General features: G+C 70.6%; 36 protein-coding genes. 5 read left to right on the top strand and 31 right to left on the bottom strand.

Translation table 11 applies throughout. The features are described from left to right. The first annotated feature begins 1 nt into the window (after position 1). Positions 2–1,414 (top strand): type VII secretion-associated serine protease mycosin, encoded by a 1,413-nt coding sequence (gene mycP, locus KZQ38_RS02435; protein WP_219437914.1) that lies wholly within the window; start codon positions 2–4, stop codon positions 1,412–1,414. Positions 1,415–1,484: 70 nt separating this feature from the next. Here the strand turns inward: mycP and KZQ38_RS02430 are convergent, their stop codons facing one another. Genes KZQ38_RS02430 through eccB form a run of 3 tightly spaced genes read right to left on the bottom strand, consistent with a single transcriptional unit; the run spans position 1,485 to position 4,636 of the window. Continuing rightward, complete coding sequence (locus KZQ38_RS02430) at positions 1,485–2,588, bottom strand: WXG100 family type VII secretion target (protein WP_219437912.1); 1,104 nt, start codon at positions 2,586–2,588, stop codon at positions 1,485–1,487. 12 nt (positions 2,589–2,600) lie between these two features. Continuing rightward, positions 2,601–2,951, bottom strand: a complete 351-nt coding sequence (locus tag KZQ38_RS02425) for a hypothetical protein (protein WP_219437910.1) — start codon at positions 2,949–2,951, stop codon at positions 2,601–2,603. A 53-nt stretch (positions 2,952–3,004) separates the two neighbouring features. Next, positions 3,005–4,636 carry a type VII secretion protein EccB gene (gene eccB, locus KZQ38_RS02420; protein WP_219437908.1) on the bottom strand — a complete coding sequence of 544 codons (1,632 nt, stop codon included), beginning with the start codon at positions 4,634–4,636 and terminating at the stop codon, positions 3,005–3,007. Between the two features lie 168 nt (positions 4,637–4,804). On the opposite strand from eccB, the gene eccE reads away from it, so the two are divergent. Together eccE and KZQ38_RS02410 are read left to right on the top strand one after the other, a co-directional pair. Continuing rightward, positions 4,805–6,100 (top strand): type VII secretion protein EccE, encoded by a 1,296-nt coding sequence (gene eccE / locus KZQ38_RS02415; RefSeq protein ID WP_219437906.1) that lies wholly within the window; start codon positions 4,805–4,807, stop codon positions 6,098–6,100. After that, positions 6,097–6,825, top strand: coding sequence for a hypothetical protein (locus tag KZQ38_RS02410; protein WP_308258201.1), 729 nt, complete (start codon positions 6,097–6,099; stop codon positions 6,823–6,825). Before eccE ends, KZQ38_RS02410 begins: the two co-directional genes overlap by 4 nt. Positions 6,826–6,846: 21 nt before the next feature. Here the strand turns inward: KZQ38_RS02410 and KZQ38_RS02405 are convergent, their stop codons facing one another. Then, positions 6,847–7,947, bottom strand: coding sequence for a glycosyltransferase family 4 protein (locus KZQ38_RS02405; protein WP_219437904.1), 1,101 nt, complete (start codon positions 7,945–7,947; stop codon positions 6,847–6,849). Between the two features lie 49 nt (positions 7,948–7,996). Between KZQ38_RS02405 and KZQ38_RS02400 the strand changes: the two genes are divergently transcribed. Both KZQ38_RS02400 and KZQ38_RS02395 read left to right on the top strand, forming a co-directional pair. Continuing rightward, positions 7,997–8,734, top strand: a complete 738-nt coding sequence (locus KZQ38_RS02400) for a PIG-L deacetylase family protein (protein ID WP_308258200.1) — start codon at positions 7,997–7,999, stop codon at positions 8,732–8,734. After that, a complete protein-coding gene (locus tag KZQ38_RS02395) occupies positions 8,731–9,753 on the top strand; it encodes a lysylphosphatidylglycerol synthase transmembrane domain-containing protein (RefSeq protein ID WP_219437900.1) in 1,023 nt (340 codons plus the stop codon). Before KZQ38_RS02400 ends, KZQ38_RS02395 begins: the two co-directional genes overlap by 4 nt. On the opposite strand, the gene truA is transcribed toward KZQ38_RS02395, so the two are convergent. The 27 genes from truA to rplP all read right to left on the bottom strand — a co-directional run bounded on the left by truA (position 9,719) and on the right by rplP (position 25,231). Further along, a complete protein-coding gene (gene truA, locus KZQ38_RS02390) occupies positions 9,719–10,510 on the bottom strand; it encodes a tRNA pseudouridine(38-40) synthase TruA (RefSeq protein WP_219437898.1) in 792 nt (263 codons plus the stop codon). The two genes, KZQ38_RS02395 and truA, sit on opposite strands and share 35 nt — an antisense overlap. 56 nt (positions 10,511–10,566) lie before the next feature. After that, a complete protein-coding gene (gene rplQ, locus KZQ38_RS02385; protein WP_219437896.1) occupies positions 10,567–11,151 on the bottom strand; it encodes a 50S ribosomal protein L17 in 585 nt (194 codons plus the stop codon). Positions 11,152–11,209: 58 nt separating this feature from the next. Then, entirely contained in the window at positions 11,210–12,265 is a 1,056-nt protein-coding gene (locus KZQ38_RS02380; RefSeq protein ID WP_219437894.1) for a DNA-directed RNA polymerase subunit alpha, read from the bottom strand. Between the two features lie 142 nt (positions 12,266–12,407). Beyond that, positions 12,408–13,013 carry a 30S ribosomal protein S4 gene (gene rpsD, locus KZQ38_RS02375; RefSeq protein ID WP_219437891.1) on the bottom strand — a complete coding sequence of 202 codons (606 nt, stop codon included), beginning with the start codon at positions 13,011–13,013 and terminating at the stop codon, positions 12,408–12,410. Positions 13,014–13,036: 23 nt separating this feature from the next. Further along, complete coding sequence (gene rpsK / locus KZQ38_RS02370; protein WP_015105236.1) at positions 13,037–13,444, bottom strand: 30S ribosomal protein S11; 408 nt, start codon at positions 13,442–13,444, stop codon at positions 13,037–13,039. Between the two features lie 48 nt (positions 13,445–13,492). Then, a complete protein-coding gene (gene rpsM, locus KZQ38_RS02365; RefSeq protein ID WP_219437889.1) occupies positions 13,493–13,873 on the bottom strand; it encodes a 30S ribosomal protein S13 in 381 nt (126 codons plus the stop codon). A 221-nt stretch (positions 13,874–14,094) separates the two neighbouring features. Beyond that, entirely contained in the window at positions 14,095–14,208 is a 114-nt protein-coding gene (gene rpmJ, locus KZQ38_RS02360; RefSeq protein WP_010148647.1) for a 50S ribosomal protein L36, read from the bottom strand. 56 nt (positions 14,209–14,264) lie between these two features. Beyond that, positions 14,265–14,486 carry a translation initiation factor IF-1 gene (infA, locus tag KZQ38_RS02355; protein WP_005166804.1) on the bottom strand — a complete coding sequence of 74 codons (222 nt, stop codon included), beginning with the start codon at positions 14,484–14,486 and terminating at the stop codon, positions 14,265–14,267. Between the two features lie 180 nt (positions 14,487–14,666). Then, positions 14,667–14,999 (bottom strand): DUF1707 SHOCT-like domain-containing protein, encoded by a 333-nt coding sequence (locus KZQ38_RS02350; RefSeq protein ID WP_219437888.1) that lies wholly within the window; start codon positions 14,997–14,999, stop codon positions 14,667–14,669. Beyond that, a complete protein-coding gene (locus KZQ38_RS02345; RefSeq protein WP_219437886.1) occupies positions 14,996–15,430 on the bottom strand; it encodes a DUF1707 SHOCT-like domain-containing protein in 435 nt (144 codons plus the stop codon). The genes KZQ38_RS02350 and KZQ38_RS02345 overlap by 4 nt, the downstream gene beginning before the upstream one ends. Before the next feature lie 83 nt (positions 15,431–15,513). Beyond that, on the bottom strand, positions 15,514–16,290 hold the full coding sequence (gene map / locus KZQ38_RS02340) for a type I methionyl aminopeptidase (protein ID WP_219437884.1): 777 nt from the start codon (positions 16,288–16,290) through the stop codon (positions 15,514–15,516). A gap of 50 nt (positions 16,291–16,340) precedes the next feature. Next, a complete protein-coding gene (locus tag KZQ38_RS02335) occupies positions 16,341–16,892 on the bottom strand; it encodes an adenylate kinase (protein WP_219437882.1) in 552 nt (183 codons plus the stop codon). Beyond that, positions 16,892–18,202, bottom strand: coding sequence for a preprotein translocase subunit SecY (secY, locus tag KZQ38_RS02330; protein ID WP_219437880.1), 1,311 nt, complete (start codon positions 18,200–18,202; stop codon positions 16,892–16,894). Before secY ends, KZQ38_RS02335 begins: the two co-directional genes overlap by 1 nt. 407 nt (positions 18,203–18,609) lie before the next feature. Further along, entirely contained in the window at positions 18,610–19,209 is a 600-nt protein-coding gene (locus KZQ38_RS02325) for a LysE family translocator (RefSeq protein WP_219437878.1), read from the bottom strand. Between the two features lie 810 nt (positions 19,210–20,019). Beyond that, a complete protein-coding gene (gene rplO, locus KZQ38_RS02320) occupies positions 20,020–20,463 on the bottom strand; it encodes a 50S ribosomal protein L15 (RefSeq protein ID WP_219437876.1) in 444 nt (147 codons plus the stop codon). After that, positions 20,460–20,645 carry a 50S ribosomal protein L30 gene (gene rpmD / locus KZQ38_RS02315; RefSeq protein ID WP_219437874.1) on the bottom strand — a complete coding sequence of 62 codons (186 nt, stop codon included), beginning with the start codon at positions 20,643–20,645 and terminating at the stop codon, positions 20,460–20,462. Before rpmD ends, rplO begins: the two co-directional genes overlap by 4 nt. Positions 20,646–20,647: 2 nt before the next feature. Then, positions 20,648–21,253 carry a 30S ribosomal protein S5 gene (gene rpsE, locus KZQ38_RS02310; RefSeq protein ID WP_121224926.1) on the bottom strand — a complete coding sequence of 202 codons (606 nt, stop codon included), beginning with the start codon at positions 21,251–21,253 and terminating at the stop codon, positions 20,648–20,650. Between the two features lie 35 nt (positions 21,254–21,288). Next, positions 21,289–21,687, bottom strand: coding sequence for a 50S ribosomal protein L18 (gene rplR, locus KZQ38_RS02305; protein WP_257900572.1), 399 nt, complete (start codon positions 21,685–21,687; stop codon positions 21,289–21,291). Between the two features lie 2 nt (positions 21,688–21,689). Further along, positions 21,690–22,229: a 50S ribosomal protein L6 gene (gene rplF, locus KZQ38_RS02300; protein WP_219437872.1), complete on the bottom strand. Its 540-nt coding sequence runs from the start codon at positions 22,227–22,229 to the stop codon at positions 21,690–21,692. Between the two features lie 18 nt (positions 22,230–22,247). Continuing rightward, positions 22,248–22,646 carry a 30S ribosomal protein S8 gene (gene rpsH, locus KZQ38_RS02295; RefSeq protein WP_219437870.1) on the bottom strand — a complete coding sequence of 133 codons (399 nt, stop codon included), beginning with the start codon at positions 22,644–22,646 and terminating at the stop codon, positions 22,248–22,250. Between the two features lie 130 nt (positions 22,647–22,776). Then, positions 22,777–22,962: a type Z 30S ribosomal protein S14 gene (locus tag KZQ38_RS02290; RefSeq protein ID WP_053715226.1), complete on the bottom strand. Its 186-nt coding sequence runs from the start codon at positions 22,960–22,962 to the stop codon at positions 22,777–22,779. 3 nt (positions 22,963–22,965) lie between these two features. Next, on the bottom strand, positions 22,966–23,529 hold the full coding sequence (rplE, locus tag KZQ38_RS02285; protein WP_219437868.1) for a 50S ribosomal protein L5: 564 nt from the start codon (positions 23,527–23,529) through the stop codon (positions 22,966–22,968). Positions 23,530–23,531: 2 nt separating this feature from the next. Continuing rightward, positions 23,532–23,846 (bottom strand): 50S ribosomal protein L24, encoded by a 315-nt coding sequence (rplX, locus tag KZQ38_RS02280; protein WP_219437866.1) that lies wholly within the window; start codon positions 23,844–23,846, stop codon positions 23,532–23,534. A gap of 2 nt (positions 23,847–23,848) precedes the next feature. Continuing rightward, complete coding sequence (gene rplN, locus KZQ38_RS02275; RefSeq protein ID WP_015805282.1) at positions 23,849–24,217, bottom strand: 50S ribosomal protein L14; 369 nt, start codon at positions 24,215–24,217, stop codon at positions 23,849–23,851. Positions 24,218–24,279: 62 nt separating this feature from the next. Beyond that, positions 24,280–24,567, bottom strand: coding sequence for a 30S ribosomal protein S17 (gene rpsQ, locus KZQ38_RS02270; protein WP_219437864.1), 288 nt, complete (start codon positions 24,565–24,567; stop codon positions 24,280–24,282). Continuing rightward, positions 24,564–24,812, bottom strand: a complete 249-nt coding sequence (gene rpmC / locus KZQ38_RS02265) for a 50S ribosomal protein L29 (RefSeq protein WP_033428581.1) — start codon at positions 24,810–24,812, stop codon at positions 24,564–24,566. Before rpmC ends, rpsQ begins: the two co-directional genes overlap by 4 nt. After that, a complete protein-coding gene (gene rplP / locus KZQ38_RS02260; protein WP_123745275.1) occupies positions 24,812–25,231 on the bottom strand; it encodes a 50S ribosomal protein L16 in 420 nt (139 codons plus the stop codon). Before rplP ends, rpmC begins: the two co-directional genes overlap by 1 nt. Between the last annotated feature and the right edge of the window lies 1 nt (position 25,232).

The raw sequence follows: 25,232 nt of genomic DNA, 5'->3' as shown, positions 1-25,232 counted from the left end.
CGTGAACCGCACCGCGCGCAAGCTCGCCGCCGCGACCGCCGTGGCGCTGACGCTGGTCGGCGCACCCGGCGCGCAGGCGCAGGAACAGGCGAAGTCCAACTCGACCCCGCCACCGGTGGACCGCGGCTACCTCAAGCCGTTCAAGCCGCCCGCCGAGGACGTGGACTACGCGCAGAAGACCCAGTGCGTCCGGTCGGGCACCGGCAACCGGCCGATCCCGAACAAGCCGTGGGGCCAGATGCAGCTCCGGCTGGAGGAGGCGCACCGGTTCGCGACCGGCGCCGGGGTGAAGATCGGCATCATCGACACCGGCGTCAACGCCGACCACCCCCGCCTGCGTGGCCGGGTCACGTCCGGCGGCGACTACGTGGAGACGGAGAAGGGCGGCACGTCCGACTGCGACGGCCACGGCACGGAGGTCGCGGGCATCGCCGCCGCCAGCCGGGACGAGCAGACCGGTTTCGTCGGCGCCGCGCCCGACGCCGAGGTCGTCGCCTACCGCCAGACCAGCAGCCACTTCGAGTACAAGGACCCCGCCAACCGGGACAACCGGCCGTCGGCGGGCAAGGTGCGCACCCTCGCCGAGGCGATCGTCGCGGCGGCGACCGCGGGCGTGCGGGTCATCAACATCTCGCTGACGTCGTGCGAGCTGCCCAACGCCCCGAGCGAGCAGGAGCGCGAACTCCAGGCCGCGATCGACTGGGCGGTCAACGACAAGGACGTGGTCATCGTCACGGCCGCCGGCAACGTCGAGCCCGACGACGGTTGCTCGGTGCAGAACGACAACCAGGACCCGGACCACGTCAACATCGTCGCCTCGCCGGGCTGGTACGCGGACAACGTGCTGTCCGTGGCCTCGATGAGCGAGAAGGGCACGGTGTCGTCGTTCTCGGTGTGGGGCCCGTGGGTCAGCGTGGCCGCGCCGGGCGAGCAGATCACCACCCTGGACCCGGCGGGTGAGGGGCTGTCCGACGCGCGCGTGGACGAGAAGGGCACCCCGAGCCCCCTCCAGGGCACCAGCTACGCGTCGCCGTACGTGGCGGGCGTGGTGGCCCTGGTGCGGCAGCGGTTCCCGGACCTCACGGCGCACCAGGTGATGGACCGCGTCAAGGCGACGGCCCAGCACCCCGGCAACCCCGGCGGGCGGGACCACAAGGTCGGCGCGGGCATGATCAACCCGATCGCGGCGCTCACCGCGGAACTGCCGTCGGAGAAGGGCGTCAAGCCCGCCGACCCGCCGCAGCTGATGACCGACCTCGACCCGCTGAACCCGCCGGACCACACGCCGCTGATCGTGGCGCTGTCCGGCACCGGCGCGGGCGTGGGCCTGCTGCTGCTGACGTTGTTCATCGTGCACACGGTGAACCGCAACCGCGCCCGCCGCACCACACCGGTGCGCCGCTCGGTGATCTGACCCGACACGCGGGAGGGGCCGCCCGGTGGGCGGCCCCTCTTCGTCGTCCGGCGGGGAACGGCTCGCCGGTTCAGTCCTCGCCGAGCACTTCCGGCACGGTCTTCTTGGGCTTGCCGAACAGCTCCTCGGTGGTGCCCGCGAGGCGGACCTTGGACTTGTGCTCCTTGTCCCCGCCCTGCTGGCCGGCCGCGCCCATGCCGCCCATCATCCCGCCACCCATCATCCCGCCACCGGTGGCGGTACCGCCGCCCGCGGCGGGCGCGGCGGTCGGCGCGGGGCGCGGACCGGCGTCGGGGAGCTTCGGCTCCTGCACCATGGTCACCCCGCCCGGCTGGAGCTGCGGTTCACGCGGGGCCGCGCCCGGCACGCCGCCGCCGACCCCACCGCCGCCGACCCCACCGCCGCCGGGAGGAGCACCACCGCCGGGTGTGCCGCCACCCGGGGAAGCACCACCGGCCGGAGTCGTCGGAGCGGCGGGAGCAGCGGGGGCGGCGGCACCGGCCGGCGCGGGCGCGTCACCGACCGCGGCGGCGGTGAGGGGCTTGGGCTTCGGCGCGTCGAACGCCCAGTCCCGCTCGGGGTACCGGTGCTCCATCCGCACCTCGTCGAACTCCGACGCGCCGGAAACCCCGTCGCACAACCGCAGGAACGCCTCCAGCACGTCACGCACGGACTCGTGCAGCTCCCGCACCGGGTCCCGCAGCTCGTCCAGCGCCTCGACCACGCGGCGGTCGCCGTCCAGCGGCAGCGCCGCCGCACCGGACACCGCGTCCGCCGCCTCCGCGAGCACCCGCGCCATGTCGGTCACGATGTCCCGGATGCCGTCCGCGGTCTGGTCCAGCGCCTCGCCCATGGCGTGCATGGCGTCGGACATGTCGTGCCCGGCCAGGCCGACGGACTGCATGTGCGTCACGAACGAATCCGCGTCCCGCCCCTGCCACGCGGAGTCCAGCTTGCCCAGCGGTTTGGTCAGGTCCCGCGTCACGTGCTCCGCGACCAACCCGGCCGCACGCCACCGCTCGGCCTCCTCGTGCAGGTCGTTCCACGTGCCGACGACCGGCGCGAAGCACTCCTCCACCAGGTCCCGCACGCCCAGCCGGCGGCTGATCCCGCTCAGGTAGTCCAGTTCCGCGCCGACCTCGGCCGCGACCTGCCCGCCGTCCTTGCCCCGCACCGCGGTCACCCCCTACCGCCGGTCGGCGTTCTTGATGAGGGCGACGGCCTCGTCATCCCGCGAGCCGTAGTGCTCGGCCACGGCGTGCAGCCCACGGGCCGCCGACGTCAGCACGTCGCACGCCCGGTCGAGCTGCCGGTGCAGCACACCCGCCGCCCGTTGGTACGCCTCGGCACTGCGCAGGGTCCGGCCCAATTCGCCGAAACTGGCCGCCCGCACCGGTTCGGCACGCAGCCCGGCGCGGGCGCGGTCCAGCTCCTCCGCCGCCTCGTCCACGCGCTTCGCGTACAGCTCGACCCAGCGCGCGTCGACCGCGATGCGGCCGGTGCGCGCCGGGACGGCGGGTCGTGACACCTCTTCCACCCCGGACACCTCCTACCGCTGTGACGGCGTCCGGGGTGCGGTGGTTCCGCCGATCAGCCGCCGTTCGCCTTCTTCTGCTCGTCTTCCGGGAGCTGACCCAGGTTCTTCGGCACCGGGATGGAGTCCCAGCTGCGGATGGCGTCGTTGCGGTTGAGCTGCGGCCCGTTGGGCAGCAGCCGCAGGATCGACTCCGGCCCCGGCGTGAACTGGTCGCCCAGGCCGAGCGCGCCGCTCACCACCGTGTCCGGGATGCCGTACTTCACGCCGCGCCCGGTCACCAGGTGGATGGGACCGCTGCGGAAGTCCTGGGTGGACGTCGCCGAGCGCACGACCGCCGACTTGCCGGACGCCATCATGAACTGGCCGACCACCTCGCCGGTCGCGCCGACCTGGTTGATGTCGACCGCCACGGCGTCGGACGGCACCGGCAGCGACGGCGCGATGGTCACCTGCGTGTGCTGCGAACGGTTGTCCGCGTTGACGTTCTCGGCCCGCCAGTTCAAGCACACCACGCGGTTGTTCTGGTTGGGCTCCAGGACGTCCGGCACCTCGCTCGGGTAGTCCAGGAAGTCCAGCGCCTGCGCGGGTTTGCGGGTGTCGATGCGCGCGATGTCCACCTTCTTGGCCTCCGCGCCCTGCGCGTAGGCGGCGCGGATCAGGTCGCCCGCGGCCCGGCTGATCTCCTGGAGCGCGTCCTTGAGCGCCACGTAGAACACCGGGTCGGCGCCGGTGCGGACGACCTCGATCACGTCGCCCACCTCCAGGTTGACGCCGTTGAGGTAGGTCACCGGCTCGCCGAGGCCCGGGATCTCCGGCGCGCGCAGCGGCTTCGCCTCGGGGATCGCGTTGAGCAGACCGGAACTCACCGCGCGGACGGTTTTGCCGCGCAGGTTCAACGCGGTCTGCACGTCGGCCTTGGTCAGGTCCACCTTGGCCCGCACGGTGGAGGTCGAGGTGATCTTGGAGTTCACCGGCGCCTTGTAGATCAGGTACGCCTGCTTGTCGTCGGTGCCCGCGCGGACCAGCAACGCCTTGTTGCCGTCCAGGAGCTGCCCGCCGCTCATGCCCGCCAGCACCGTCGTCTCGAACTTGTTCTTGGCGGTGGGGTTGTTCAGCGTCTCGTCCAGGTCGAGCGTGTCGCACACGCCCCACTCCGCGCCGATCCGGTCCTCCTGCTTGGCGGGCAACGAGTCCGGCCCGTCCGGGATGCCGGTGAGCCTGCCCTTGGGCAGCTTCGCCAACGCCTTCTCGCTGACCAGCTTCGGCTCGCCGCCCGCGACCTGCGACGCGTTCACCTGGCCCGCCTGCGCGTCGCCGCCGCCCACGCCGTTCTGCGCCTTGTCCGGGCTCTGCTGGTTGAGGATCAGCAGCCGCGCGGACGCGAGGTTCGTCATCGGGACGAGCTGGGTTGGACCGCGCCGCACCACGTAGACCTGGCCGGTTTCCTTGCTGATGGCGATCTGCGTGTCGTCGTCGATCTTCGGGTCGGGTGAGAAGAAGCCGAAGACCAGGAAGCCGATCATGCCGATGACGCCGAGGATCACACCGACGGCGGTGGCGCGCGAGTGGGTGCGCATCGGGTCGTGCAGCATCACCGCGTCCCGGCGGACCAGGGCGGACTGCATCCGGCGCAGCACGAATCGGTACGCCTGGACCTGTGACTTGGTGGTGGGTGTTGATGCCATTCTGGCTCGCTGCTCTCCCAGTCGCGGTACGGTCTGCACGATAGCCGGACGGCGGGTGGCGCGTGTGCGGGTTGGTCAGACCCGATCGGCCACCGCCGCACCCGACGGGAGAGAGAACCAGATCGGATGTCCGTGACCACCCCACATCCGGGTCCGCCCAACCCTGCCATGGCACGCGCGCAGGCCGCCGGTGGCGCCGTGCGCGCCGCGCTGCTCCGGGCGCGCCGCCGGGCCACCGGCGCCAGCCTCGGCTCCCTGCCGGTCGCCAACCTGGTGGTCCTGGAGGTCGGCGTCGCGGTGGGCCTGATCCTGGTCGCCGTCGGCACGACCGGTGACCGGGTCGCACCCGCCCTGCTCTACACGGCGGGCGGCATCGTGCTGATCGCCCTGGTCCTCGCGTTCACCCGCTCCCGCGGCCGGTGGCTGACCCAGTGGATCGGCCTCGTCGTCCGCTACAACCTCCGCGGCCACACCCGGTCCGCGAAGCGCGCCGGCCCGGTCGAGATGCGACCGCCGTCGGAGGAGGAGACGTCGGTCATCGGACCGGACGACCCGCGCGTCGCGTTGCTGCGGCTGGCCGTGCCGGACCTGGTGGTGGCCAAGGGCGTCGACCACGAGCGCCGCCCGCTGGGCATGGCGTGGCACCAGGGCGCGTGGACCGCCGTGCTGCTGGTGGACCCCGCGCCCGGCCTGATCACGGCCGTGGGCAGCGCGCCGTCGCTCCCGCTGGGCGCGCTCGCGCCGACCCTGGAGGACCGGGGCGTGGTGCTGGACGCGATCTCCGTGATCTGGCACTGCTACCCGGGCAGCGCGGCGCTGCCCGCGAACTCGCCGGCGCTCAACTCGTACATGGAGGTGCTCGGCCCGCTGCCCGCGGCGTCCCGGCGCACCACCTGGATCGCGGTCCGGCTGGACCCGCGGCGGTGCGCGGCGGCGATCCGGGAGCGCGGCGGCGGCGTCGTCGGCGCGCACCGGGCGTTGATCGGCGCGTTGTCCCGCGTGCGCAACGCGTTGGAGTCCGCGGGTGTCGCGATCCGACCGCTGGACTCGGACGAGCTGATCCGCGCGGGCATCTCGGCCGCCGAGCTGACCTCCGTGGCGGGCGCCAACAAGCCGGTGTCGTTGCGGGAGAAGTGGTCCGGCGTGACGGCGGGCGGTGTCGGGCACGCGTCGTACGCGATCACCGGCTGGCCCGCGAAGGGTATGCGCAACAACCTGAACGCGTTGACCGGCGTGCGCGCGTTGTCCTCGACGCTGTCCATGACGATCTCGCCGAGCAGCGAGCAGGGCCAGGTCGGCCTGCGCGGCCTGGTGCGGGTGTCCGCGCGGACGCCGTCCGAACTGGACCGCGCCGACGACCGGCTGAAGGCGTTGTCGGACAAGCTGGACATCACGCTCACCCCGTTGAACGGCCTCCAGGTCGCGGGCCTGGCCGCCACCCTCCCGCTGGGGGGTGTGGCGTGACCGACCCGCGGCTGCTGGACACGCGTGGGCAGGGCCAGGGCGTCGCACCCGAGTTCCTGGTCGCGCCGCAGCTGCTGGACGTGGTCGCGCCGTCCGGCGACCGCGGCGGCATGGTGCTCGGCTCGGGCCTGAAGGGCGAACCGCTCACCATCTCCGTGCTGCGGTCCGCGCCGACCCGCATGGTCGTGGTCGGCGGGCTGTACCTGGCGCGGCAGATCGCGTTGCGCGCCATGGCGACCGGCGCGTGGATCACCATCGCCACCGGCCGGCCGCAGGCGTGGCAGCCGGTGGTGCGCGCGGCGGGCACCGGCCCGGACGGGCGGCCCTCGCCGCTGGTGCAGCTGCGCCGGCTCAGCCCGGTGGAACTGCCCCGGCCGTCCGAGGACACCCCGCTGCTGGTCATCCACGACGGCGGCCACGTGCCGCAGGAGCTGTTCCCGCCGCGGTCGCCGTGGCAGACCACCATGTACGTCCTGCCGTACCTGCACCCGCAGGCGGCGACCACCGCGAACTCGGCGGACCTGGTGTTGTTGCAGCGGTTGCCGGTGGGCCAGGCGCAGCTGGCGAGCCAGATCTGGCGCCTGCCGCCGCAGATGGCCCACCAGCTCACCACGTTGAAGGACGACCAGGTGATCGCGCTCGGCGCGAACCTCTGGCGCCCGCTGCGCCTCGTGACCACCCCGGGCGAGCAGCAGATCCTCGGCGCGGTCCGGCGCGGCGACTGACCGCCGCCGGCGGTGGCGGGCTCAGCGGCGGCCCGCCACCTCGCGCGTCTTGCCCTCCGCGCGCTCGCGGCACGAGCGCAACGCCTCCAGCACCCGCGGCCACGTGCACGGCGGCTCCGTGGCGCGGTTGTGCTCGGCCATCCGCCGCCGCTCGGCGGGATCGGTCGCCAGCCGCACGATGCCGCCCACCAGGTCGTGCGTCAGCACGCCCTCCACGCCGTCACGCACGAAGTCCGCCACCCCGGTGCCGGGCAACGCCACCACGGGCACCCCCGCGGTCCGCGCCTCCAGCGTCGCCAGGCCGAACGCCTCCGCCACGGTCGGGTTCACGAACACGTCCGCGCTCGCCAGCAACCGGCCGATGGCCTCCCGGTCGAGCCGACCGGGCAACGACACCCAGTCCACGTGGTTGCGCCGCAGGAACCGGCGCATCGCGGCCATCTCCGGACCTGCGCCGGCGATGGTCGCCCGCAGGTTGCCGACCTTGTCCTGGGCCTCCAGCAGCACCTCCAGCAGCTTCATCGGCTGCTTGCGGGGCGCCAGCCGCCCGACCGACACGACGTGGACGGTCCCGTCGGGCCGCCGGTCCGGCGCACCGCGCCAGCGCACCGGCGTGATGCCGTTGGGCACCACGGAAACCTCCGCACCGGGGAGCGCGGCACGCATCCGGTCCGCCGCCGCGGTGCTCACCGCGGCCAGCATGAGCGGCGTGCGGGTCCAGCCCTCCAGGCGGTCCAGCCAGCGGTACACGCGCCGCACCGCCGGGTCCCACATGCTGTGCACGACCGCGACCGTCGGCACCCCCAGCCGCAACGCCGCGCGGATGCCCGACCACGCGAACGGTGAGATGGCGCCCACATGCGCGTATACGACTTCCGGCCGAAGTTCGGCGAGAATTCGATCAATGTGCTTGCCCGCGCGGGGATGCACTGGCAGGTTCCACGGCAAGCGCATCGCCACCCGGTGCACCTCGTACCCCGGTGGTCGCTCGGCCTGCCGGGTCGCCGTCACGACGTGCACCCGCTCGCCCGCCCCGCGCTGCGCGTCGGCGAGGCCGGCGACTTGAACCTCGATCCCGCCCAACCGCGGGAGAAAGCAGTCGGTGACGTGGATGATCGACACTTGGACTCCCGTCAAGCCGCCTAACAGAGCAACTGACACTCTTACACCTGTGACCCGAACCTGCGTGTTCTTCCACGCCCACCCCGATGACGAGGCCCTGCTGACCGGCGGCACCATGGCCCGCCTGGCGGCCGAGGGCCACCGCGTCGTCCTGGTCGTCGCGACCGCGGGCGAGCGCGGCCTGTCCTCCGCCCGGGGCGACCTGGGCGCGGTCCGGACCAAGGAGGCCCACGCGTCGGCGAAGGCCCTCGGATGCGCACGGGTCGAGTTTCTCGGTTATGAGGACTCTGGTCTGGACGGTTCGACGGGATTCGCCCGAGCGGACGTGGCGGAAGCGGCCGGACGGCTGGCCGAGATCCTCCACGAGGAGAACGCCGACCTGCTCACGACGTACGACCCGACGGGCGGCTACGGCCACCCCGACCACGTGCAGGTGCACCGGGTCGGGGGGCTGGCCGCGGAACTGGCGGGTACACCCAGGGTGTGGGAGGCGACGGTCGACCGGACCCTGCTGCTGCGTGGCCTGCGACTGGCCAGGCTGGCACGCAAGTTCGACATGACCCCGTTCAAATCCGCGTACACCCCCCGCGCGGAGATCACTCACACCGTCAACGTACGCCGCTACGCCACCCAGAAGCGGGAGGCGCTCGCGGCACACGCGACGCAGACGACCGGTGGGGACCAGACGCGGACGGTGAGTGCGTTGCTCAGCCTGCCGAAACCCCTGTTCAGCCTCGTGATGGGCACTGAGTGGTACGTCGAGCGCAAGCGTTTGCGGGCCCGGTGACCTCCGACACGCGGATGATCTCCGACCCGATGACCGACACCCCGGGCACCACCGGCGCGCACGCCGCGCGACCGGCGCGCGGCCGGACCTGGCTGCGGGTGCTCGCGTCGCTGGCCTCCCTCGCCCTGGCCGGGTGGCTGGTGGTGGCGATGGTGCCCACCGTGGGCGGCGTCGACTGGGCCGCCATCGGCGACCAGCTGCGCGGCGTCGGCCCGGTCGCCCTGATCGGCCTCACGGCGTTGTGGCTGGCCGGGCTGTGGGCCTACACCTACGTGCTCACCGGCTCCCTGCCCGGCCTGCGCAACACCCAGGCGTTCACCCTCAACGCGGCGGGCAGCGCGGTCAGCAACCTGCTGCCGTTCGGCGGCGCGGCCGGCGTGGCGGTCACCGCCGTCATGGCGGCCGGCTGGGGCCACCGCGCCCGCGCCATCGCCACCTCCACCATCGTCAGCGGCCTGTGGAACGCGCTCGGCCGGGTCGCCCTGCCGGTGGTGGCGCTCGCCATCCAGGGCGCGGCCGTGCTGGGCCACGGCGTCCTGGCGGCGACGGTGACCACCGCGGCGGTCCTCCTGGCGGTCACGATCGTGCTGACCCGCCTGCGGTGGCTCAGCGGCGTGCTCAGGGGCCGCGCCCGCCGGTTCGTGGTCCGGCTGCGCAGGCAGAACGCCGAGGTCGTGCGGGACGGCTGGGTGCGGATGACCCTCGGCATGATCGCCTACCTGGTGCTCCAGGCGCTGCTGCTGTGGTGCTGCCTCGCGGTCACCGGCACGAACCTGGGCCTGCCCGCCCTGATCGCCGCGTTCGCGGTGAGCCGCCTGCTCACCCTCGCCGTGATCACGCCCGGCGGGTTCGGGGTGAGCGAGAACGGCACCATCGCGTTGCTGGTCGCGCTCGGCACCCCCGCCGCGCCCGCCGTCGCGGGTGTCCTGCTGTTCGCGCTCTTCACGTTCCTGCTGGAGATCCCGCTCGGCGGGATCGCCTGGCTCAACTGGACGGTGCGACGCGCACGTTCCGCGTGACCAGCGCCCGTTCCGCGAGGTGCGCGTCGTCCGGGTAGTCGACGCGCACCAGGGACAGCCCGTGCGGCGGCGCCACGGTGACCTCGCTGGACCGGCCGGTCAGCCGCAGCAGGGACGCGGGCCACTCCGGTGGCTTGCGCCCCTCGCCCACGGCCAGCAGCGCGCCCACGAGGCTGCGCACCATCGAGTGGCAGAACGCGTCCGCCGACACGTGCGCGGTCAACACGTCCCCCGTGCGCTCCCACGTGAGCCGTTGCAGCTCGCGGATCGTCGTGGCGCCCTCACGACGCTTGCAGAAGGCGCAGAAGTCCCGTTCGCCGAGCAGGAGGGCGGCGGCGGCGTTCATGGCGCCCACGTCCAGCGGACGCGGCCACGCCAGCGTGTCCAGCCGCCGCAGCGGGTGCGCGCCCGACGGCGCGTCGGTCACCCGGTACTCGTAGTGCCTGCGCAGCGCGGAGAAGCGGGCGTCGAACGCGGTCGGCACCACCCGCGCCGCGAACACCCGCACGTCGGCGGGCAGGGCGCGGGCCAGCCGGCGCGGCAGGCCGGCGACGTCGGTGGCGGCGGGCAGGTCGGCGTGCGCCACCTGGCCCGCGGCGTGCACGCCCGCGTCGGTGCGACCCGCGACGGTGAGGTTCACGTCCTCCCGCAGCACGGTGGACATGGTGTCCTCCAGCACCCCGCACACGGTGCGGCGGTCCGGCTGACGTGCCCAGCCGGAGAACCCGGTGCCGTCGTACGCCAGGTCCAGGCGCACACGAACGAGCCCGTCGCCCCCGGTGGGGACGACGGGCTCGCGGGCGGGCGAATCCGTCAGGACTCGTCCTTCTTGCTCTCGGCCTTCGCCTCGTCGGCGGGCGCCTCGTCCGAAGCGCCCTCGGCGGGCTTCGCGTCGGCGTCCTTGGTGGCCGACTCGGGCGCTTCCGCGTCCTGGTCGGCGACCTCGGTGGCCTTGGCCTCGTCCGCCGCCTCGGTGGCCTGGGGGGCCTCGTCCTTGGCGAACTTGGTCTTGCGGGCGCGCTCCGCCTCGGAGGTGACGGTCTTCTCCGCGACCAGCTCGATCACGGCCATGGGGGCGTTGTCGCCCTTGCGCGGCAGCGTCTTGGTGATGCGGGTGTAACCACCCTCGCGGTCCGCGAACTGCGGGCCGATCTCCGCGAACAGCTTGTGGACGACGTCCTTGTCGCGGATGACCTTGAGGATCTCACGGCGGTTGTGCAGATCGCCGGCCTTGGCCTTGGTGATCAGCTTCTCGGCGTACGGGCGCAGGCGCTTGGCCTTCGCCTCCGTGGTCGTGATCCGGCCGTGCGTGAACAGCGAGGTGGCCAGGTTGGCCAGCATGAGCCGCTCGTGGGCCGGCGACCCACCGAGACGGGGTCCCTTGGTGGGGGTAGGCATCGTATTGCTCCTCGGACTTCTTCCTGATCCTCTGCTCCGGCCCGGCCGTCAGACGGCCTCAGAGCTGCTCGGTCTCCGCGTAGTCCTGGCCGTCGTCGTGGGTGTCCACGCCCGTGTCCGCGGCACCCCAGCCCTCGGCGGGGTAGTCGGACGCGGCGGCCGACGGGTCGAACCCAGGAGGGCTGTCCTTCAGCGCGAGGCCGAGGCCGACGAGCTTCATCTTGACCTCGTCGATCGACTTCGCACCGAAGTTGCGGATGTCCAGCAGGTCCGCCTCGCTGCGCGAGACCAGCTCGCCCACCGTGTGGATGCCCTCGCGCTTGAGGCAGTTGTAGGACCGGACGGTCAGGTCCAGGTCCTCGATCGGCATCGCGAACGCCGCGATGGTGTCGGCCTCGGCGGGCGACGGTCCGATCTCGATGCCCTCAGCGTCGACGTTCAGCTCGCGTGCGAGGCCGAACAGCTCCACCAGCGTCTTGCCCGCCGACGCCACGGCGTCGCGCGGCGTGATGGAGGGCTTGGTCTCCACGTCGAGGATCAGCTTGTCGAAGTCGGTCCGCTGCTCGACACGGGTGGCCTCGACCTTGTAGGTCACCTTCATGACGGGCGAGTAGATCGAGTCGACGGGGATGCGGCCGATCTCGGCACCGGCCTGCTTGTTCTGGACGGCGGGGACGTAGCCGCGACCGCGCTCGACGACGAGCTCGATCTCCAGCTTGCCCTTGCCGTTCAGGGTCGCGATGTGCAGGTCGGGGTTGTGCACGGTGACACCGGCCGGAGGCACGATGTCGCCCGCGGTCACCGCGCCCGGCCCCTGCTTGCGCAGGTACATGGTCACCGGCTCGTCCTCCTCGGAGCTGACGACCAGCTCCTTGAGGTTCAGGATGATGTCGGTGACGTCCTCCTTGACCCCGGGCACGGTCGTGAACTCGTGCAGCACGCCGTCGATGCGGATGCTGGTCACGGCGGCGCCGGGGATGGAGGACAGCAGGGTGCGGCGGATGGAGTTGCCGAGGGTGTAGCCGAAGCCCGGCTCCAGCGGCTCGATGACGAACCGGGAGCGGGTCTCGTTGACCGCTTCCTCGCTGAGCGAGGGGCGCTGGGAAATCAGCACTGGGTTCTTCCTTTCTCAACCCGACGCCCGCCATATGACGCCGGGAGTGCCAGTCGCGGAGACCGGCGAACGCGCGCGGCACACCATTCCGTGCCGCCGCGGGACCCGACCGGGGGACGGCGTGGGCCGTCCCCCGGGAGGATCACTTCGAGTAGAGCTCGACGATGAGCTGTTCGGTGACGGGCGTGTCGATCTGCGCCCGCTCCGGCAGCTGGTGCACCAGGACGCGCAGGTTCGACTGCACGACCTGGAGCCACGCCGGGATCGGCCGCTCGCCGAACGACGCGCGCGCCGCCTCGAAGGGCAGCGTGGGCAGCGACTTCGGCTTCACGTCGATGATGTCGAACTTCGACACCCGGTAGCTGGGGATGTTCACCTTCTGGCCGTTGACCAGGAAGTGCCCGTGGCTGACGAGCTGGCGGGCCTGGCGGCGCGTGCGCGCGAGACCCGCGCGGTACACGACGTTGTCCAGCCGGGACTCCAGGATCTGGAGCAGGTTCTCACCGGTCTTGCCGGTGCGGCGGACCGCTTCCTCGTAGTAGCGGCGGAACTGCTTCTCCAGCACGCCGTACGTGTAGCGGGCCTTCTGCTTCTCCTGGAGCTGGAGCAGGTACTCCGACTCCTTGATGCGACCGCGGCCGTGCTGGCCGGGCGGGTACGGCCGGCGCTCGAACGCCTGGTCACCGCCGACGAGGTCGACCTTCAGCCGGCGCGAGATGCGGGTGGCCGGTCCGGTGTAGCGAGCCATGTGTGCTTACTCCTCCCCGTGCCTCAGACCCGGCGCCGCTTGGGCGGGCGGCAGCCGTTGTGGGGCTGCGGGGTCACGTCCTGGATGGTGCCGACCTCCAGGCCGGCGGCCTGCAGCGAACGGATCGCGGTCTCGCGGCCGGAGCCGGGACCCTTCACGAACACGTCCACCTTGCGCATGCCGTGCTCGGCGGCCTTGCGGGCGGCGTTCTCGGCGGCCATCTGCGCGGCGAACGGCGTCGACTTGCGGGAGCCCTTGAAGCCGACGTGGCCGGCGGACGCCCAGCTGATCACGTTGCCCAGCGGGTCCGTGATGGACACGATGGTGTTGTTGAACGTGCTCTTGATGTGCGCCTGGCCGTGCGAGACGTTCTTCTTCTCCTTGCGCCGGACCTTCTTGACCCCGGCGCCCGTGCGGGACTTGGGTGGCATGTCTGGGTGATCTCCTACTGTTCCCTGTTCTGGGGGTGTCGCGAGGTCTTACTTCTTGCCGGCCTTCTTCTTGCCCGCAACGGTCTTCTTCGGCCCCTTGCGAGTGCGCGCGTTCGTCTTGGTGCGCTGCCCGCGGACGGGCAGGTTGCGACGGTGGCGCAGGCCCTCGTAGCAGCCGATTTCCATCTTGCGGCGGATGTCGGCCTGAACCTCGCGGCGGAGGTCACCCTCGACCTTGAAGTTGTTCTCGATGTAGTCCCGCAGCTTGGCGAGGTCGTCGTCACCCAGGTCCTTGACGCGCAGGTCGGCGGAGACCCCGGTGGCGGTCAGCAGCTCCTTGGAGCGGGTGCGACCAATGCCGAAGATGTAGGTGAGCGCGATCTCCATCCGCTTCTCGCGGGGGAGGTCGACGCCAGCGAGTCGTGCCATACGGCGCTTGCTCCTGTCGGTTCGCTCCAGGTCTGCTCCCCGCCCGCTCCCGGGACTGACTCGCTGTGTCAGTGCCGTCCGCTCTCACGGGCGGCGTCCCGGCCCCGGCCTGGAGTCCGGGGGTGTGCCGCACCCGGCTTCACCGGGTGGGCAGGTGCGAAGAGGCTTGCTTTACGTTGTCGCGTCCGAGGAAGGGACCACGACCTCGTGCTCGGCGCTGATCAGCCCTGGCGCTGCTTGTGGCGCAGGTTCTCGCAGATCACCATGACCCGGCCGTGACGGCGGATCACCTTGCACTTGTCGCAGATCTTCTTGACGCTCGGCTGGACCTTCACGCCTGAGCTCTCCTGCTGCTAGCCAGGTGTTCGACGTCGTGCGAACACCGTGGAGGTCACTTGTAGCGGTAGACGATGCGCCCTCGGGACAGGTCGTAGGGCGAGAGCTCCACGACAACCCGGTCCTCGGGGAGGATACGGATGTAGTGCTGACGCATCTTGCCGCTGATGTGTGCCAGGACCTTGTGCCCGTTCTCCAACTCGACGCGGAACATCGCGTTGGGGAGCGGCTCGACTACGCGGCCCTCGACCTCAATGGCCCCGTCCTTCTTGCCCATGTCCTCCGCGTTTCGTGACGGTGGGTAATTCCACTGGGTGCGGGCACGCGGAACCCCGACTCCTTCAAGGCCCTTGCGAACCCTGCCAGGCCCCGTGGGTCAAGCGTCACAGGCATGGCGGAACCGGCGCTACGTGTGCGCCACCTGTCCATAGTACGCGGGTTGTGGTGGATGCCCAAATCAGGTCGCGAGGAGCAGCAGGGCGTACGCGGCGAGGCACGCCGCCGCCACGACGACTCCGGCGACCAGGCGCTGGTGGTTGACGGGTTTGGGCTGGTGAGACGGGTGGGGCGTGGTCGGGCGGAGCCGTCGCGGTGCGGCGCGCGCGGTGGGCGGCGCGTGGCCGTCCGCGGGCAGGTCGCCGGTGAGGGCCACCAGGGCGGCGTAGGTCTCGGCGGCGTTGACCGAGTTCAGCCGCTCCTCGTACTCCGCGTCGGTGAGCCGGCCCTCCGCGCGGGCGCGGGCGAGGGCGGAGGCGACCACCGCCCGGTCGTTGCCCCGGAAGTCGCTCACCGCGGCCGGCCCATCAGCCGGACGACGCCGAGCACGGAACCCGCGGGCACGACCACCCAGAGGAACCACGGGTGCACCGGCCCGTTCCCGCCGAGCACGCTCACCAGCAGCCACAGGGTGAAGTTGAGCGCGCTCAGGCTCAGCCAGATCGTGGTGAGGGCGGCGAGCACCGGTCGGCCGCCGGGGCGCGTGGTCGGTGCTGTCGGTGTGGTTGCCGGCGAGACGTCCGCCGTGAGCGCCGTCCGCGGCAGGTCGGCGGTGAGCGCCGCCAGCTCGCCGCGCGTCGTCGCCGACCACGCCCGGGACACCCGGAGGTCGAACTCGGCCAGGTCGAGGCTGCCCGCCACGTGGGCCCGGTGCAGCCACTGCTGCACGAACTCGCGCTCGGCGTCGGAGGCCCGCAGTTCCTCGGGGCGCACGGGGTGGCTCACGACGTCCATGGTGGCGTGGTCCGCCCGGGTCGAGAAGGGGGCTGGCCCCCGTTCGGCGGTGGGGACCACCGCACCCGCGGCGATCAGTTCTCCGGAGGAGCGGTGAGCACCCACGGGCCGTCATCGGTGATCGCGACGCTGTGCTCCCAGTGGGCCGCCCGCGAGCCGTCGGTGGTGATCACCGTCCAGCCGTCGTCCAGCTCCACGGTGCGCTCGCTGCCCAGCGTCAGCATCGGCTCGATGGCGATCGCCATGCCGACCTTCAGGCGCGGCCCCTTGCCGGGCTTGCCGTAGTTCGGCAGGAACGGGTCCATGTGCATCTTCGTGCCGATGCCGTGGCCGCCGTAGCCCTCGACGATGCCGTACTCGACGCCGTCGCGTTCACTCGCGCGGACCGTCGCGGCCTCGATGGCGAACGAGATGTCGCTGAGCCGGTCGCCCGGCACCGCCGCCGCGATGCCCGCGAGCATCGACTCGCGGGTCGCCTCGGACAGCTTCCGTTCCGCCTCGGTCACCGCGCCCACGGGCAGCGTCACGGCCGAGTCGCCGTGCCAGCCGTCCAGGATCGCGCCGCAGTCGATCGAGATGAGGTCGCCCTCGGCCAGGATCTGCGTGCGGCTCGGGATGCCGTGGACCACCTGCTCGTTGACGCTCGCGCAGATGCTCGCGGGGAACCCGTGGTAACCCTTGAAGCTCGGCACGGCGCCCGCGTCGCGGATGCTCTGCTCGGCCAGTTCGTCCAGCTCGGCCGTGCTGACGCCGACCTTCGCGTGCTCGGTCAGCAGCGCCAGGGTGCGTGCCACGACCAGGCCGGCGGCCCGCATGGCCTCCAGCTGGCCGCGGCTCTTGATCTCGATCATGCGGTCTTGCCCGCCGGGGAGTGCTCTGCGCAGCGCATTGATCAGGCCGGTCACTCGCTCGCGCGCAGCGCCTTGAGCGCGCGCTCGCTGATCTCCTGGACGGAGCCGACGGCGTCGATCGTCACGAGGATGTTCCGGTAGTACGCCAGCAGCGGCGCGGTCTCCGAGCGGTACACCTGCTGCCGGTGGCGGATGACGTCTTCCTTGTCGTCCTCGCGACCGCGGGCGAGCAGCCGCTCCACGACGACGTCCTCCGGCACGTCGAACTCGATAACCGCGTCGAGGCGCTGGCCCTTCGCGTCCAGCAGGCCGGTGAGCACGTCGGCCTGCGCGGTGGTGCGGGGGAACCCGTCGAGCAGGAAACCGGCCGCGGTGTCCTGCTCGTCGAGGCGCTCGCGCACCATGTTGACGGTGACCTCGTCCGGCACGAGCTGACCGGCGTCCAGGTACTGCTTGACTTCCCTGCCGAGTTCGGTCTGCCCTCCGATGTGGGCGCGGAAGAGGTCCCCGGTGGAGATGTGCGGCACGCCGAGCGTGGTGCTGAGGATCTGGGCCTGCGTGCCCTTGCCCGCTCCGGGCGGGCCGACGAGAACGAGTCGCACTAGCGGAGGAACCCTTCGTAATTGCGCTGCATGAGCTGGCTCTCGATCTGCTTAACAGTGTCGAGGCCGACGCCGACCATGATCAGCACCGCCGTGCCGCCGAACGGGAAGTTCTGGTTCTGGCCCTGGCCGGTGATGTCCAGGAAGAAGTTCGGCAGGATGGCGACGATACCGAGGTAGATCGAGCCCGGCAGCGTGATCCGCCCCAGGACGAAGCGGAGGTACTCGGCGGTGGGTCGACCCGGTCGGATACCCGGGATGAACCCACCGAACTTCTTCATCTCGTCGGCCCGCTCGTCCGGGTTGAACGTGATGCCGACGTAGAAGTAGGTGAAGAAGACGATCAGCAGGAAGTACAGCGAGACGTGGACCGGGCTGGACTGGCTCACCAGGTGGGTGGCGACGAAGGTCGCGAACCAGCCGGGCTGGGAACCGTCGGTGGAGGCGGTCAGCCGCGAGATCAGGTCCGGGAGGTACAGCAGCGACGAGGCGAAGATGACCGGGATGACGCCGGCCTGGTTCACCTTCAGCGGCAGGTAGGTCGAGGTGCCGCCGTACATCCGGCGGCCGATCATGCGCTTCGCGTACTGGACCGGGATGCGGCGCTGGGCCTGCTCCACGTAGATGACGCTGGCGATGATGAGCAGTGCCGCCACGCAGACCAGGAAGAAGGTCAGGCCGCCGCGGGCCCAGATCAGCTGGCCCTCGGCCGGGATGCGGGCCGCGATGCCGGTGAAGATCAGCAGCGACATGCCGTTGCCGATCCCCTTCTCGGTGATGATCTCACCGAGCCACATGATGATGCTGGTGCCGGCGGTCATGGTGACGACCAGGACCGTCAGGTTCCACACGCTCTGGTCCGGGATGACCGGGACCTGGCAGTTCGCGAACAGCTGGCCGCGCACGGCCAGGGCGATGATGCCGGTCGACTGGAGGACCGCGAGGGCGATGGTCAGGTAGCGGGTGTACTGGGTCAGCTTGTTCTGACCCGCCTGACCCTCCTTCTTCAGCTGCTCGAACCGCGGGATGACCACGGTGAGCAGCTGGATGATGATGCTCGCGGTGATGTAGGGCATGATGCCCAGGGCGAAGATCGACAAGTTCAGCAGCGCACCGCCGCTGAACAGGTTGATCAGCGAGTAGATGCCCTGCTGGTCGACCGAGTCGATACATTCGCGGACGTTTTTGAAGGAGACGCCCGGCGCGGGCATGGTCGCACCCAACCGGTACACCACGATGATCCCCAGCGTGAAGAGGATCTTCTTACGTAGGTCCGGCGTCGCGAGAGCCGAGCGGAATGCGCCGAGCACGCGAACCTCCATCAGCGTTGCCGCCCCGCCTGGGTCGGCATCCTGCGGTGCCGGCTTGTTGCCGGCACAGTCTGGTCGAGCTGGGTCCTGCTGGTGTTGCTTCCTGATCTTGCTTGGTCTTGCCTGGTCCCGCTAGGTGGTGCTGGGCCGTGCGTCCCGCTTGGCCTTGCTGGGTGGTCGAGCACGCCGGTCAGGGCGGGTAGCCGCGACCGACCCGGAAGACATCCGGGTTCAGCCCGCGACTTTAACAGCCGCGAGGCCGATCGCCGTAGTCAGTCGTCCTTCACACTTCGTACCTGATCGACTACTCATGTGCGCAAGCCGCCGAATGGATCAAGCGCCCTTCACGGTCGGGTGGCCGACGGGTGACGGGAGGAGGGCGGAGTGGTGACATTCCGGTCGAATGGTCACGTCCGGGTGGTTGCGAGGGCACCGGCCATCCCCACGAGCAGCGCACCCGTGGCCCGGTCCAGCCGACGCTTGGCCCGAGAGGTGAGGTCGGCCCGGCGGATGATCCATCCGAGTGCGACGTAACCCACTCCTGCCAGCGCTTCCGCCGCCAGGTAGATCGCGCCGAGCACGGCGAGCTGGGTTGCCGGATCACCGCGGGCCGGGTCCACGAACTGCGGCACGAAGGCGGTGAAGATGAGCAGCGCCTTCGGGTTCGTGATCGCCGTGAGGAATTCCTTGCGCAGGGGGTGGTCTGGTTTGCGGGTCGTGGTGGGGGTGTGTGTAGGTGTGAAGAAGATGCGGGCGGCGAGGTAGAGCAAGTAGGCCACGCCCAGCCACTTGATGACGGTCAGCGCGGTCTGGGAGGCCGCGAGCAGGGGGCCCAGCCCCGCTACGGCGGCGGCGATGAGCAGCACGAACGCGCAAAGCCGCCCGGACAGGGCGGTCGTCGCTTTGAGCGGGCCGTGGTGGACCGCGTGGTGCATACCCAGGAGGTTGTTGGCTCCCGGGGTGAGGGCGACCAGTACGGCCGCACCGAAGAAGACCGCTAGCCACATGTGTCGGACGGTAGTTCGGGTGGGCAAGCGGATATTCGTTGCGCTGATAGCGAACGCGGTCGGTGGGGGCCGGGTGGGGCGGTGCAAGGACGACGCTCGCCGCTTGGCAGACCGCCAAGGATGACGATCAAGGGCGGGCTGCGTGTCATCCCCGTATGGCCTGGTCAAGACAACCACCCTCGTTCCCAGGGCGCAAACGAAGAGCGTGTTTGCGCCCTGGGAACGAGCGCGGTTCGCTGGCGCGCAGGCCATACGGGGATGACACGCAGCGGGGTGGGGTGTGCGGCGTGGCCGCACACCCTTGCCAACCGCCGTGCCATCGGCGCCACCAGACCCGACCTGTCTTCACGCCACCAGACCCGACCCCTCTCCACGCCATCCGACCCCCGTGCGCCCCGTTCGGCCTCGACCCACCCCCGCGCGCCACCTGCTCAATCCCTGTGCGCCCCTGTGCCACCGCCGTCCGACCTGGCGCCGCATCTCTCTGTCCCCCGCGGCCGTCCCCCGCGGCCGTCCCCCGCGGCCGTCCCCCGCGGCCGTCCCCCGCGGCCGTCCCCCGCGGCCGTCCCCCGCGGCCGTCCCCCGCGGCCGTCCCCCGCGGCCGTCCCCCGCGGCCGTCCCCCGCGGCCTGGGCCGCTGCGCCGGCCCGGCCGCAGTCCTGGCCGCTTGGCGTCGCTCGCGCGAGCCCCGAGCACCGCCGTTTGCCCCGCCTGGCGGGCCGTATCCCGACCTGCCCTCCTCCCCCAGACATGCGAAAGGCCCCCGGAGCGGGAGGCTCCGGGGGCCTTTCTGGGGTCTTGCTCCAGCGTGTCAGAGCACGGTGGTGGTGCCACCGGCGGCGGCGATCTTGTCGGTCGCGCTGCCGGAGAACTTGTTGGCCACGACGTCCAGCTTGACGCCGTTCAGGTCACCGTTGCCGAGGACCTTCACCAGCTCGTTCTTGCGCACCAGGCCCGCCTGGACCAGGGCGTCCACGTCCACCCGACCGCCGTCCGGGAAGACCCGGGCCAGGTCGCCCACGTTGACGACCTGGTACTCCGTGCGGAACGGGTTGCGGAAGCCCTTGAGCTTCGGGAGGCGCATGTGCAGCGGCATCTGGCCACCCTCGAAGCGCGGCGAGACGTTCTTCCGCGCGCCGGTGCCCTTGGTGCCGCGACCGGCGGTCTTGCCCTTGGAGCCCTCACCGCGACCGACACGGGTCTTCGCGGTCTTGGCGCCGGGGGCCGGACGCAGGTCATGGATCTTGATGGTCACGACTGGACCTCCTCGACGACCACCAGGTGACGCACGGTGTGGATCAAACCGCGCACCTGCGGCGAGTCCTCGCGGACCACCGACTGGCGGATCTTGCGCAACCCCAGCGTCCGGAGGGACTCACGGTGGTTGTGCTTGGTACCGATGCTGCTCTTCACCTGGGTGACCTTGAGCTGTGCCATGGTCACACCGCCCCTGCGCGAGCGCGGAGCATACCGGCGGGAGCGACGTCCTCCAGCGGGAGACCGCGGCGGGCCGCGACCTCCTCCGGCCGCTGGAGGCCCTTCAGGGCTTCCACGGTGGCGTGCACGATGTTGATCGCGTTGTCCGAGCCCAGCGACTTGCTCAGCACGTCGTGGACACCGGCGCACTCCAGCACCGCGCGGACCGCGCCACCGGCGATGACGCCGGTACCGGCCGAAGCCGGGCGCAGCAGCACGACGCCCGCGGCCTTCTCGCCCTGCACCGGGTGAGGGATCGTGCCCGCGATGCGAGGCACGCGGAAGAAGTTCTTCTTCGCCTCCTCGACACCCTTGGCGATCGCGGCCGGGACTTCCTTGGCCTTGCCGTAGCCGACACCGACCATGCCGTCGCCGTCGCCGACGACGACCAGGGCGGTGAAGCTGAAGCGACGACCACCCTTCACGACCTTGGAGACGCGGTTGATCGCGACCACGCGCTCCAGGTGCGGGGTCTTCTCCTGGGCCGCGCCGCCGCGGCCGCCGTCACGACGGTCGCGACGCTCTCCGCGCTCGCCCCCGCCGCCTTCGCGACGCGTGCGTCCTGGCATCAGGCGTCCCTCTCAATTCCAGTGTTGATCATTTGTCAGAACTCCAGCCCCGCCTCGCGGGCGGCATCGGCCAGAGCGGCGATCCGGCCGTGGTAGGCGTTGCCGCCACGGTCGAACACAACCCTCGTGATCCCGACTTCCTTGGCACGCGCGGCGGCGAGCTGGCCCACCTTGGCCGCGCGGGCCTTCTTGTCGCCGTCGATCGCGCGGACGTCCGCCTCGACCGAGGACGCCGCGGCGAGGGTGTGGCCCACCAGGTCGTCGATGATCTGCACGGTGATGTGCTTCGACGACCGGTGCACCACCAGGCGCGGGCGCTCGGCGGTGCCGCTGACCTTCTTGCGCAGGCGGAAGTGACGGCGGGTCTTGGCGATGCGGCGCGTGGTCGAGATGTCCTTGCCCACCGGCTTGCGCTTCGTTGCAGTCTCGCTCATGATCACTTACCCGTCTTTCCGACCTTGCGGCGGATCTTCTCGCCCGCGTAGCGCACGCCCTTGCCCTTGTACGGGTCGGGCTTGCGCAGCTTGCGGATGTTCGCGGCCACCTCGCCCACGAGCTGCTTGTCGATGCCCGACACGGAGAACCGGGTCGGGGTCTCCACCGCGAAGGTGATGCCCTCGGGGGCCTCGACCTTCACCGGGTGGCTGTAGCCCAGCGCGAACTCCAGGTCGGAGCCCTTCAGCGCCACGCGGTAGCCGACCCCGTGGATCTCCATCTTCTTCTCGTAGCCCTGGGTCACGCCGACGACCATGTTCTGCACCAGCGTGCGGGAAAGGCCGTGCAGCGAGCGGCTGCGGCGCTCGTCGTTCGGGCGCTTGACCTCGAGAGTGCCGTCCTCGGCCTTCTCGATGACGATCGGCTCGGCGATGTTCAGCGACAGGGTGCCCTTGGGGCCCTTGACGCTGACGGCCTGGCCGTCGATGTTCACGTCGACCCCGGAGGGGACGGTGATCGGCAGCTTTCCGATGCGCGACATTGCTTGGTCCCCCTTCCGTTACCAGACGTAGGCGAGGACTTCGCCGCCCACGCCGGACTTGTTGGCCTGACGGTCGGTCATCAGACCGCCGGAGGTCGAGATGATCGCGACGCCCAGCCCGCCCAGCACCTTCGGCAGGTTGGTCGACTTCGCGTAAACCCGCAGACCGGGCTTGGACACGCGGCGCAGGCCCGCGATGCTGCGCTCCCGGTTCGGGCCGTACTTCAGCTCGATCACCAGGTGCTTGGACACGTCGCCCTGCTCGTCGCGGTAACCCGCGATGTAACCCTCGCGCTTGAGGATCTCGGCGATGTTGGCCTTCAGCTTCGAGTGCGGCATCACGACCTTGTCGTGGTAAGCCGAGTTGGCGTTGCGCAGACGCGTCAGCATGTCTGCGATCGGGTCGGTCATCGTCATGGTGACCTGGTCAACCTTTCTCGCCGCGGTTCCCCAGTCAGGGTCCGAGCCGGCCCGGGTTCGGGCCGGCTGGTCGTGAGCGGGCCTACAGCGAAGTGAATGATCTTGTTTTCCTGCCGCCGAGCCGGGATTACCAGCTGGACTTGCTCACACCGGGCAGCTCGCCCCGGTGCGCCATCTCGCGGAGGCAGATCCGGCACAGGCCGAACTTGCGGAACACCGAGTGCGGCCGACCGCAGCGCTGGCAGCGCGTGTAGCCGCGCACCTTGAACTTCGGCTTGGCCGCCGCCTTGTTGATCAGCGCCTTCTTGGCCATCTGTCACTGCTCCTTGAACGGGAAGCCCAGGTGCTTCAGCAGCGCCCGGCCCTCCTCGTCGTTGGTCGCGGTCGTCACGACCGTGATGTCCATACCGCGCGGACGGTCGATCGCGTCCGGGTCGATCTCGTGGAACATGGACTGCTCGTTGAGACCGAACGTGTAGTTGCCGTTGCCGTCGAACTGCTTGCCCGACAGGCCGCGGAAGTCACGGATGCGGGGCAGCGCGATGGTCAGCAGCCGGTCCAGGAACTCCCACATGCGGTCGCCGCGCAGCGTGACGCGCGCACCGATCGGCATGCCCTCGCGGAGCTTGAACTGGGCGATGGACTTGCGGGCCTTGCGGACCTCGGGGCGCTGGCCGGTGATGATCGACAGGTCGCGCACGGCGCCCTCGATCAGCTTGCCGTCGCGGGCGGCGTCGCCGACACCCATGTTGACGACGACCTTCACCACGCCGGGGATCTGCATCACGTTGGCGTACTCGAACTGCTTGCGCAGCTCGGCCACGATCTCCTCGCGGTAGCGGGTCTTCAGCCGCGGCACGATCTTCTCTGCGGTAGTCATGCTCAGATGTCCTTCCCGTTGCGACGGGAAATGCGGACCCGCTTGCCCTCGTCGTTGGTCCGGTAGCCCACGCGGGTCGGCTTGCCGTCCGAGTCGACCACCATCACGTTGGACACGTGGATGGAGGCCTCCTGCGTCACGATGCCGCCCGACTGCGCGCCGCGCTGGGTCTGCGTGATCCGGGTGTGCTTCTTGATCCGGTTGACGCCCTCGACCAGGACGCGGTTCTGGGCGGGGTACGCCTGGATGACCTTGCCCCTCGCGCCCTTGTCCTTGCCGGCGATGACGACGACCGTGTCGCCCTTCTTCACCTTCATGGTCAGAGCACCTCCGGCGCCAACGAGATGATCTTCATGAACTTCTTGTCGCGCAGCTCGCGACCGACCGGGCCGAAGATGCGGGTGCCCCGCGGCTCGTTGTCGTTCTTGATGAGCACCGCGGCGTTCTCGTCGAACCGGATGTAAGAGCCGTCGGGACGGCGCTTCTCCTTGACGGTGCGGACGACGACCGCCTTGACGACGTCACCCTTCTTCACGCCGGCGCCGGGGATGGCCTGCTTCACCGTCGCGACGATGATGTCCCCGATGCCCGCGTAGCGGCGGCCCGAGCCACCGAGAACACGGATGCAGAGGATCTCCTTCGCACCGGTGTTGTCGGCGACGCGCAGCCGCGACTCCTGCTGGATCACTTACCTCTCCTGACCATTCCTGGCCCGCCAGATTTCCGACCTGACGGGCTCGGTCCGATGTGCTACTTGGCCTTCTCGAGGACCTCGACGAGCCGCCAGCGCTTGGTCGCCGACAGCGGTCGGGTCTCCATCAGCAGCACGCGGTCGCCGACACCGGCGGTGTTCTGCTCGTCGTGCGCCTTCACCTTGGTGGTGGAGCGCATGACCTTGGCGTAACGGCGGTGCTTCTTGCGGTCCTCGACCGCGACCACGATCGTCTTGTCCATCTTGTCGGACACGACGTAGCCCTCGCGGACCTTGCGCTCGCCGCGGACCTCGGTCGTCTCAGTCACTTCGTTGTTCTCGCTCATGCCGCACCCTCACCAGTGGAAACCGCGTCGGGAGAGGCCGACAGGCCCAGCTCCCGCTCCCGCATCACGGTGTAGATCCGGGCGATCTCGTGCCGGACCGTGCGGAGGCGGCGGTTGTTGTCCAGCTGCCCGGTGGCCATCTGGAAGCGGAGGTTGAACAGCTCCTCCTTCGCCTCCCTCAGGCGCAGCACGAGCTCTTCCTCGGTGAGCTCACGCAGCTCGGAAGCGGTGGTACCCGCTGCCATCAGAACTCACCACCCTCACGCGTAACGATGCGGCACTTCATCGGGAGCTTGTGGATCGCGCGGCGCAGCGCCTCGCGGGCCACCGCCTCGTTCGGGAAGCTCATCTCGAAGAGCACCCGACCGGGCTTGATGTTGGCGACCCACCACTCCGGGGAACCCTTACCGGAACCCATGCGGGTCTCGGCGGGCTTCTTGGTCAGCGGCCGGTCCGGGAAGATGTTGATCCAGACCTTGCCACCGCGGCGGATGTGCCGCGTGATCGCGATACGAGCCGACTCGATCTGTCGGTTGGTCACGTAAGCCGGCTCCAGAGCCTGGATGCCGAACTCGCCGAAGGTGACCCTCGTGCCGCCCTTGGCAGCACCGGACCGTCCGGGGTGGTGCTGCTTGCGGTGCTTAACCCTGCGCGGGATGAGCACG

Origin of the sequence: Saccharothrix obliqua (genome assembly GCF_019375475.1) — a bacterium.
Classification (GTDB): domain Bacteria; phylum Actinomycetota; class Actinomycetes; order Mycobacteriales; family Pseudonocardiaceae; genus Actinosynnema; species Actinosynnema obliqua.
The sequence above is the reverse complement of the archived record's forward strand: the minus strand, read 5'-3'. Positions and strand labels throughout refer to the sequence as shown.

Excerpts from the sequence above, each read along its gene's own strand:
- eccB (WP_219437908.1), bottom strand. The coding sequence starts at position 4,636 with ATGGCATCAACACCCACCACCAAGTCACAGGTCCAGGCGTACCGATTC.
- eccE (WP_219437906.1), top strand. The coding sequence starts at position 4,805 with ATGGCACGCGCGCAGGCCGCCGGTGGCGCCGTGCGCGCCGCGCTGCTC.
- rplQ (WP_219437896.1), bottom strand. The coding sequence starts at position 11,151 with ATGCCTACCCCCACCAAGGGACCCCGTCTCGGTGGGTCGCCGGCCCAC.
- rpsD (WP_219437891.1), bottom strand. The coding sequence starts at position 13,013 with ATGGCTCGCTACACCGGACCGGCCACCCGCATCTCGCGCCGGCTGAAG.
- rpsK (WP_015105236.1), bottom strand. The coding sequence starts at position 13,444 with ATGCCACCCAAGTCCCGCACGGGCGCCGGGGTCAAGAAGGTCCGGCGC.
- rpsM (WP_219437889.1), bottom strand. The coding sequence starts at position 13,873 with ATGGCACGACTCGCTGGCGTCGACCTCCCCCGCGAGAAGCGGATGGAG.
- infA (WP_005166804.1), bottom strand. The coding sequence starts at position 14,486 with ATGGGCAAGAAGGACGGGGCCATTGAGGTCGAGGGCCGCGTAGTCGAG.
- map (WP_219437884.1), bottom strand. The coding sequence starts at position 16,290 with ATGATCGAGATCAAGAGCCGCGGCCAGCTGGAGGCCATGCGGGCCGCC.
- KZQ38_RS02325 (WP_219437878.1), bottom strand. The coding sequence starts at position 19,209 with ATGTGGCTAGCGGTCTTCTTCGGTGCGGCCGTACTGGTCGCCCTCACC.
- rpmD (WP_219437874.1), bottom strand. The coding sequence starts at position 20,645 with ATGGCACAGCTCAAGGTCACCCAGGTGAAGAGCAGCATCGGTACCAAG.
- rpsE (WP_121224926.1), bottom strand. The coding sequence starts at position 21,253 with ATGCCAGGACGCACGCGTCGCGAAGGCGGCGGGGGCGAGCGCGGAGAG.
- rplR (WP_257900572.1), bottom strand. The coding sequence starts at position 21,687 with ATGAGCGAGACTGCAACGAAGCGCAAGCCGGTGGGCAAGGACATCTCG.
- rplF (WP_219437872.1), bottom strand. The coding sequence starts at position 22,229 with ATGTCGCGCATCGGAAAGCTGCCGATCACCGTCCCCTCCGGGGTCGAC.
- rpsH (WP_219437870.1), bottom strand. The coding sequence starts at position 22,646 with ATGACGATGACCGACCCGATCGCAGACATGCTGACGCGTCTGCGCAAC.
- KZQ38_RS02290 (WP_053715226.1), bottom strand. The coding sequence starts at position 22,962 with ATGGCCAAGAAGGCGCTGATCAACAAGGCGGCGGCCAAGCCGAAGTTC.
- rplE (WP_219437868.1), bottom strand. The coding sequence starts at position 23,529 with ATGACTACCGCAGAGAAGATCGTGCCGCGGCTGAAGACCCGCTACCGC.
- rplX (WP_219437866.1), bottom strand. The coding sequence starts at position 23,846 with ATGAAGGTGAAGAAGGGCGACACGGTCGTCGTCATCGCCGGCAAGGAC.
- rpsQ (WP_219437864.1), bottom strand. The coding sequence starts at position 24,567 with ATGAGCGAGAACAACGAAGTGACTGAGACGACCGAGGTCCGCGGCGAG.
- rpmC (WP_033428581.1), bottom strand. The coding sequence starts at position 24,812 with ATGGCAGCGGGTACCACCGCTTCCGAGCTGCGTGAGCTCACCGAGGAA.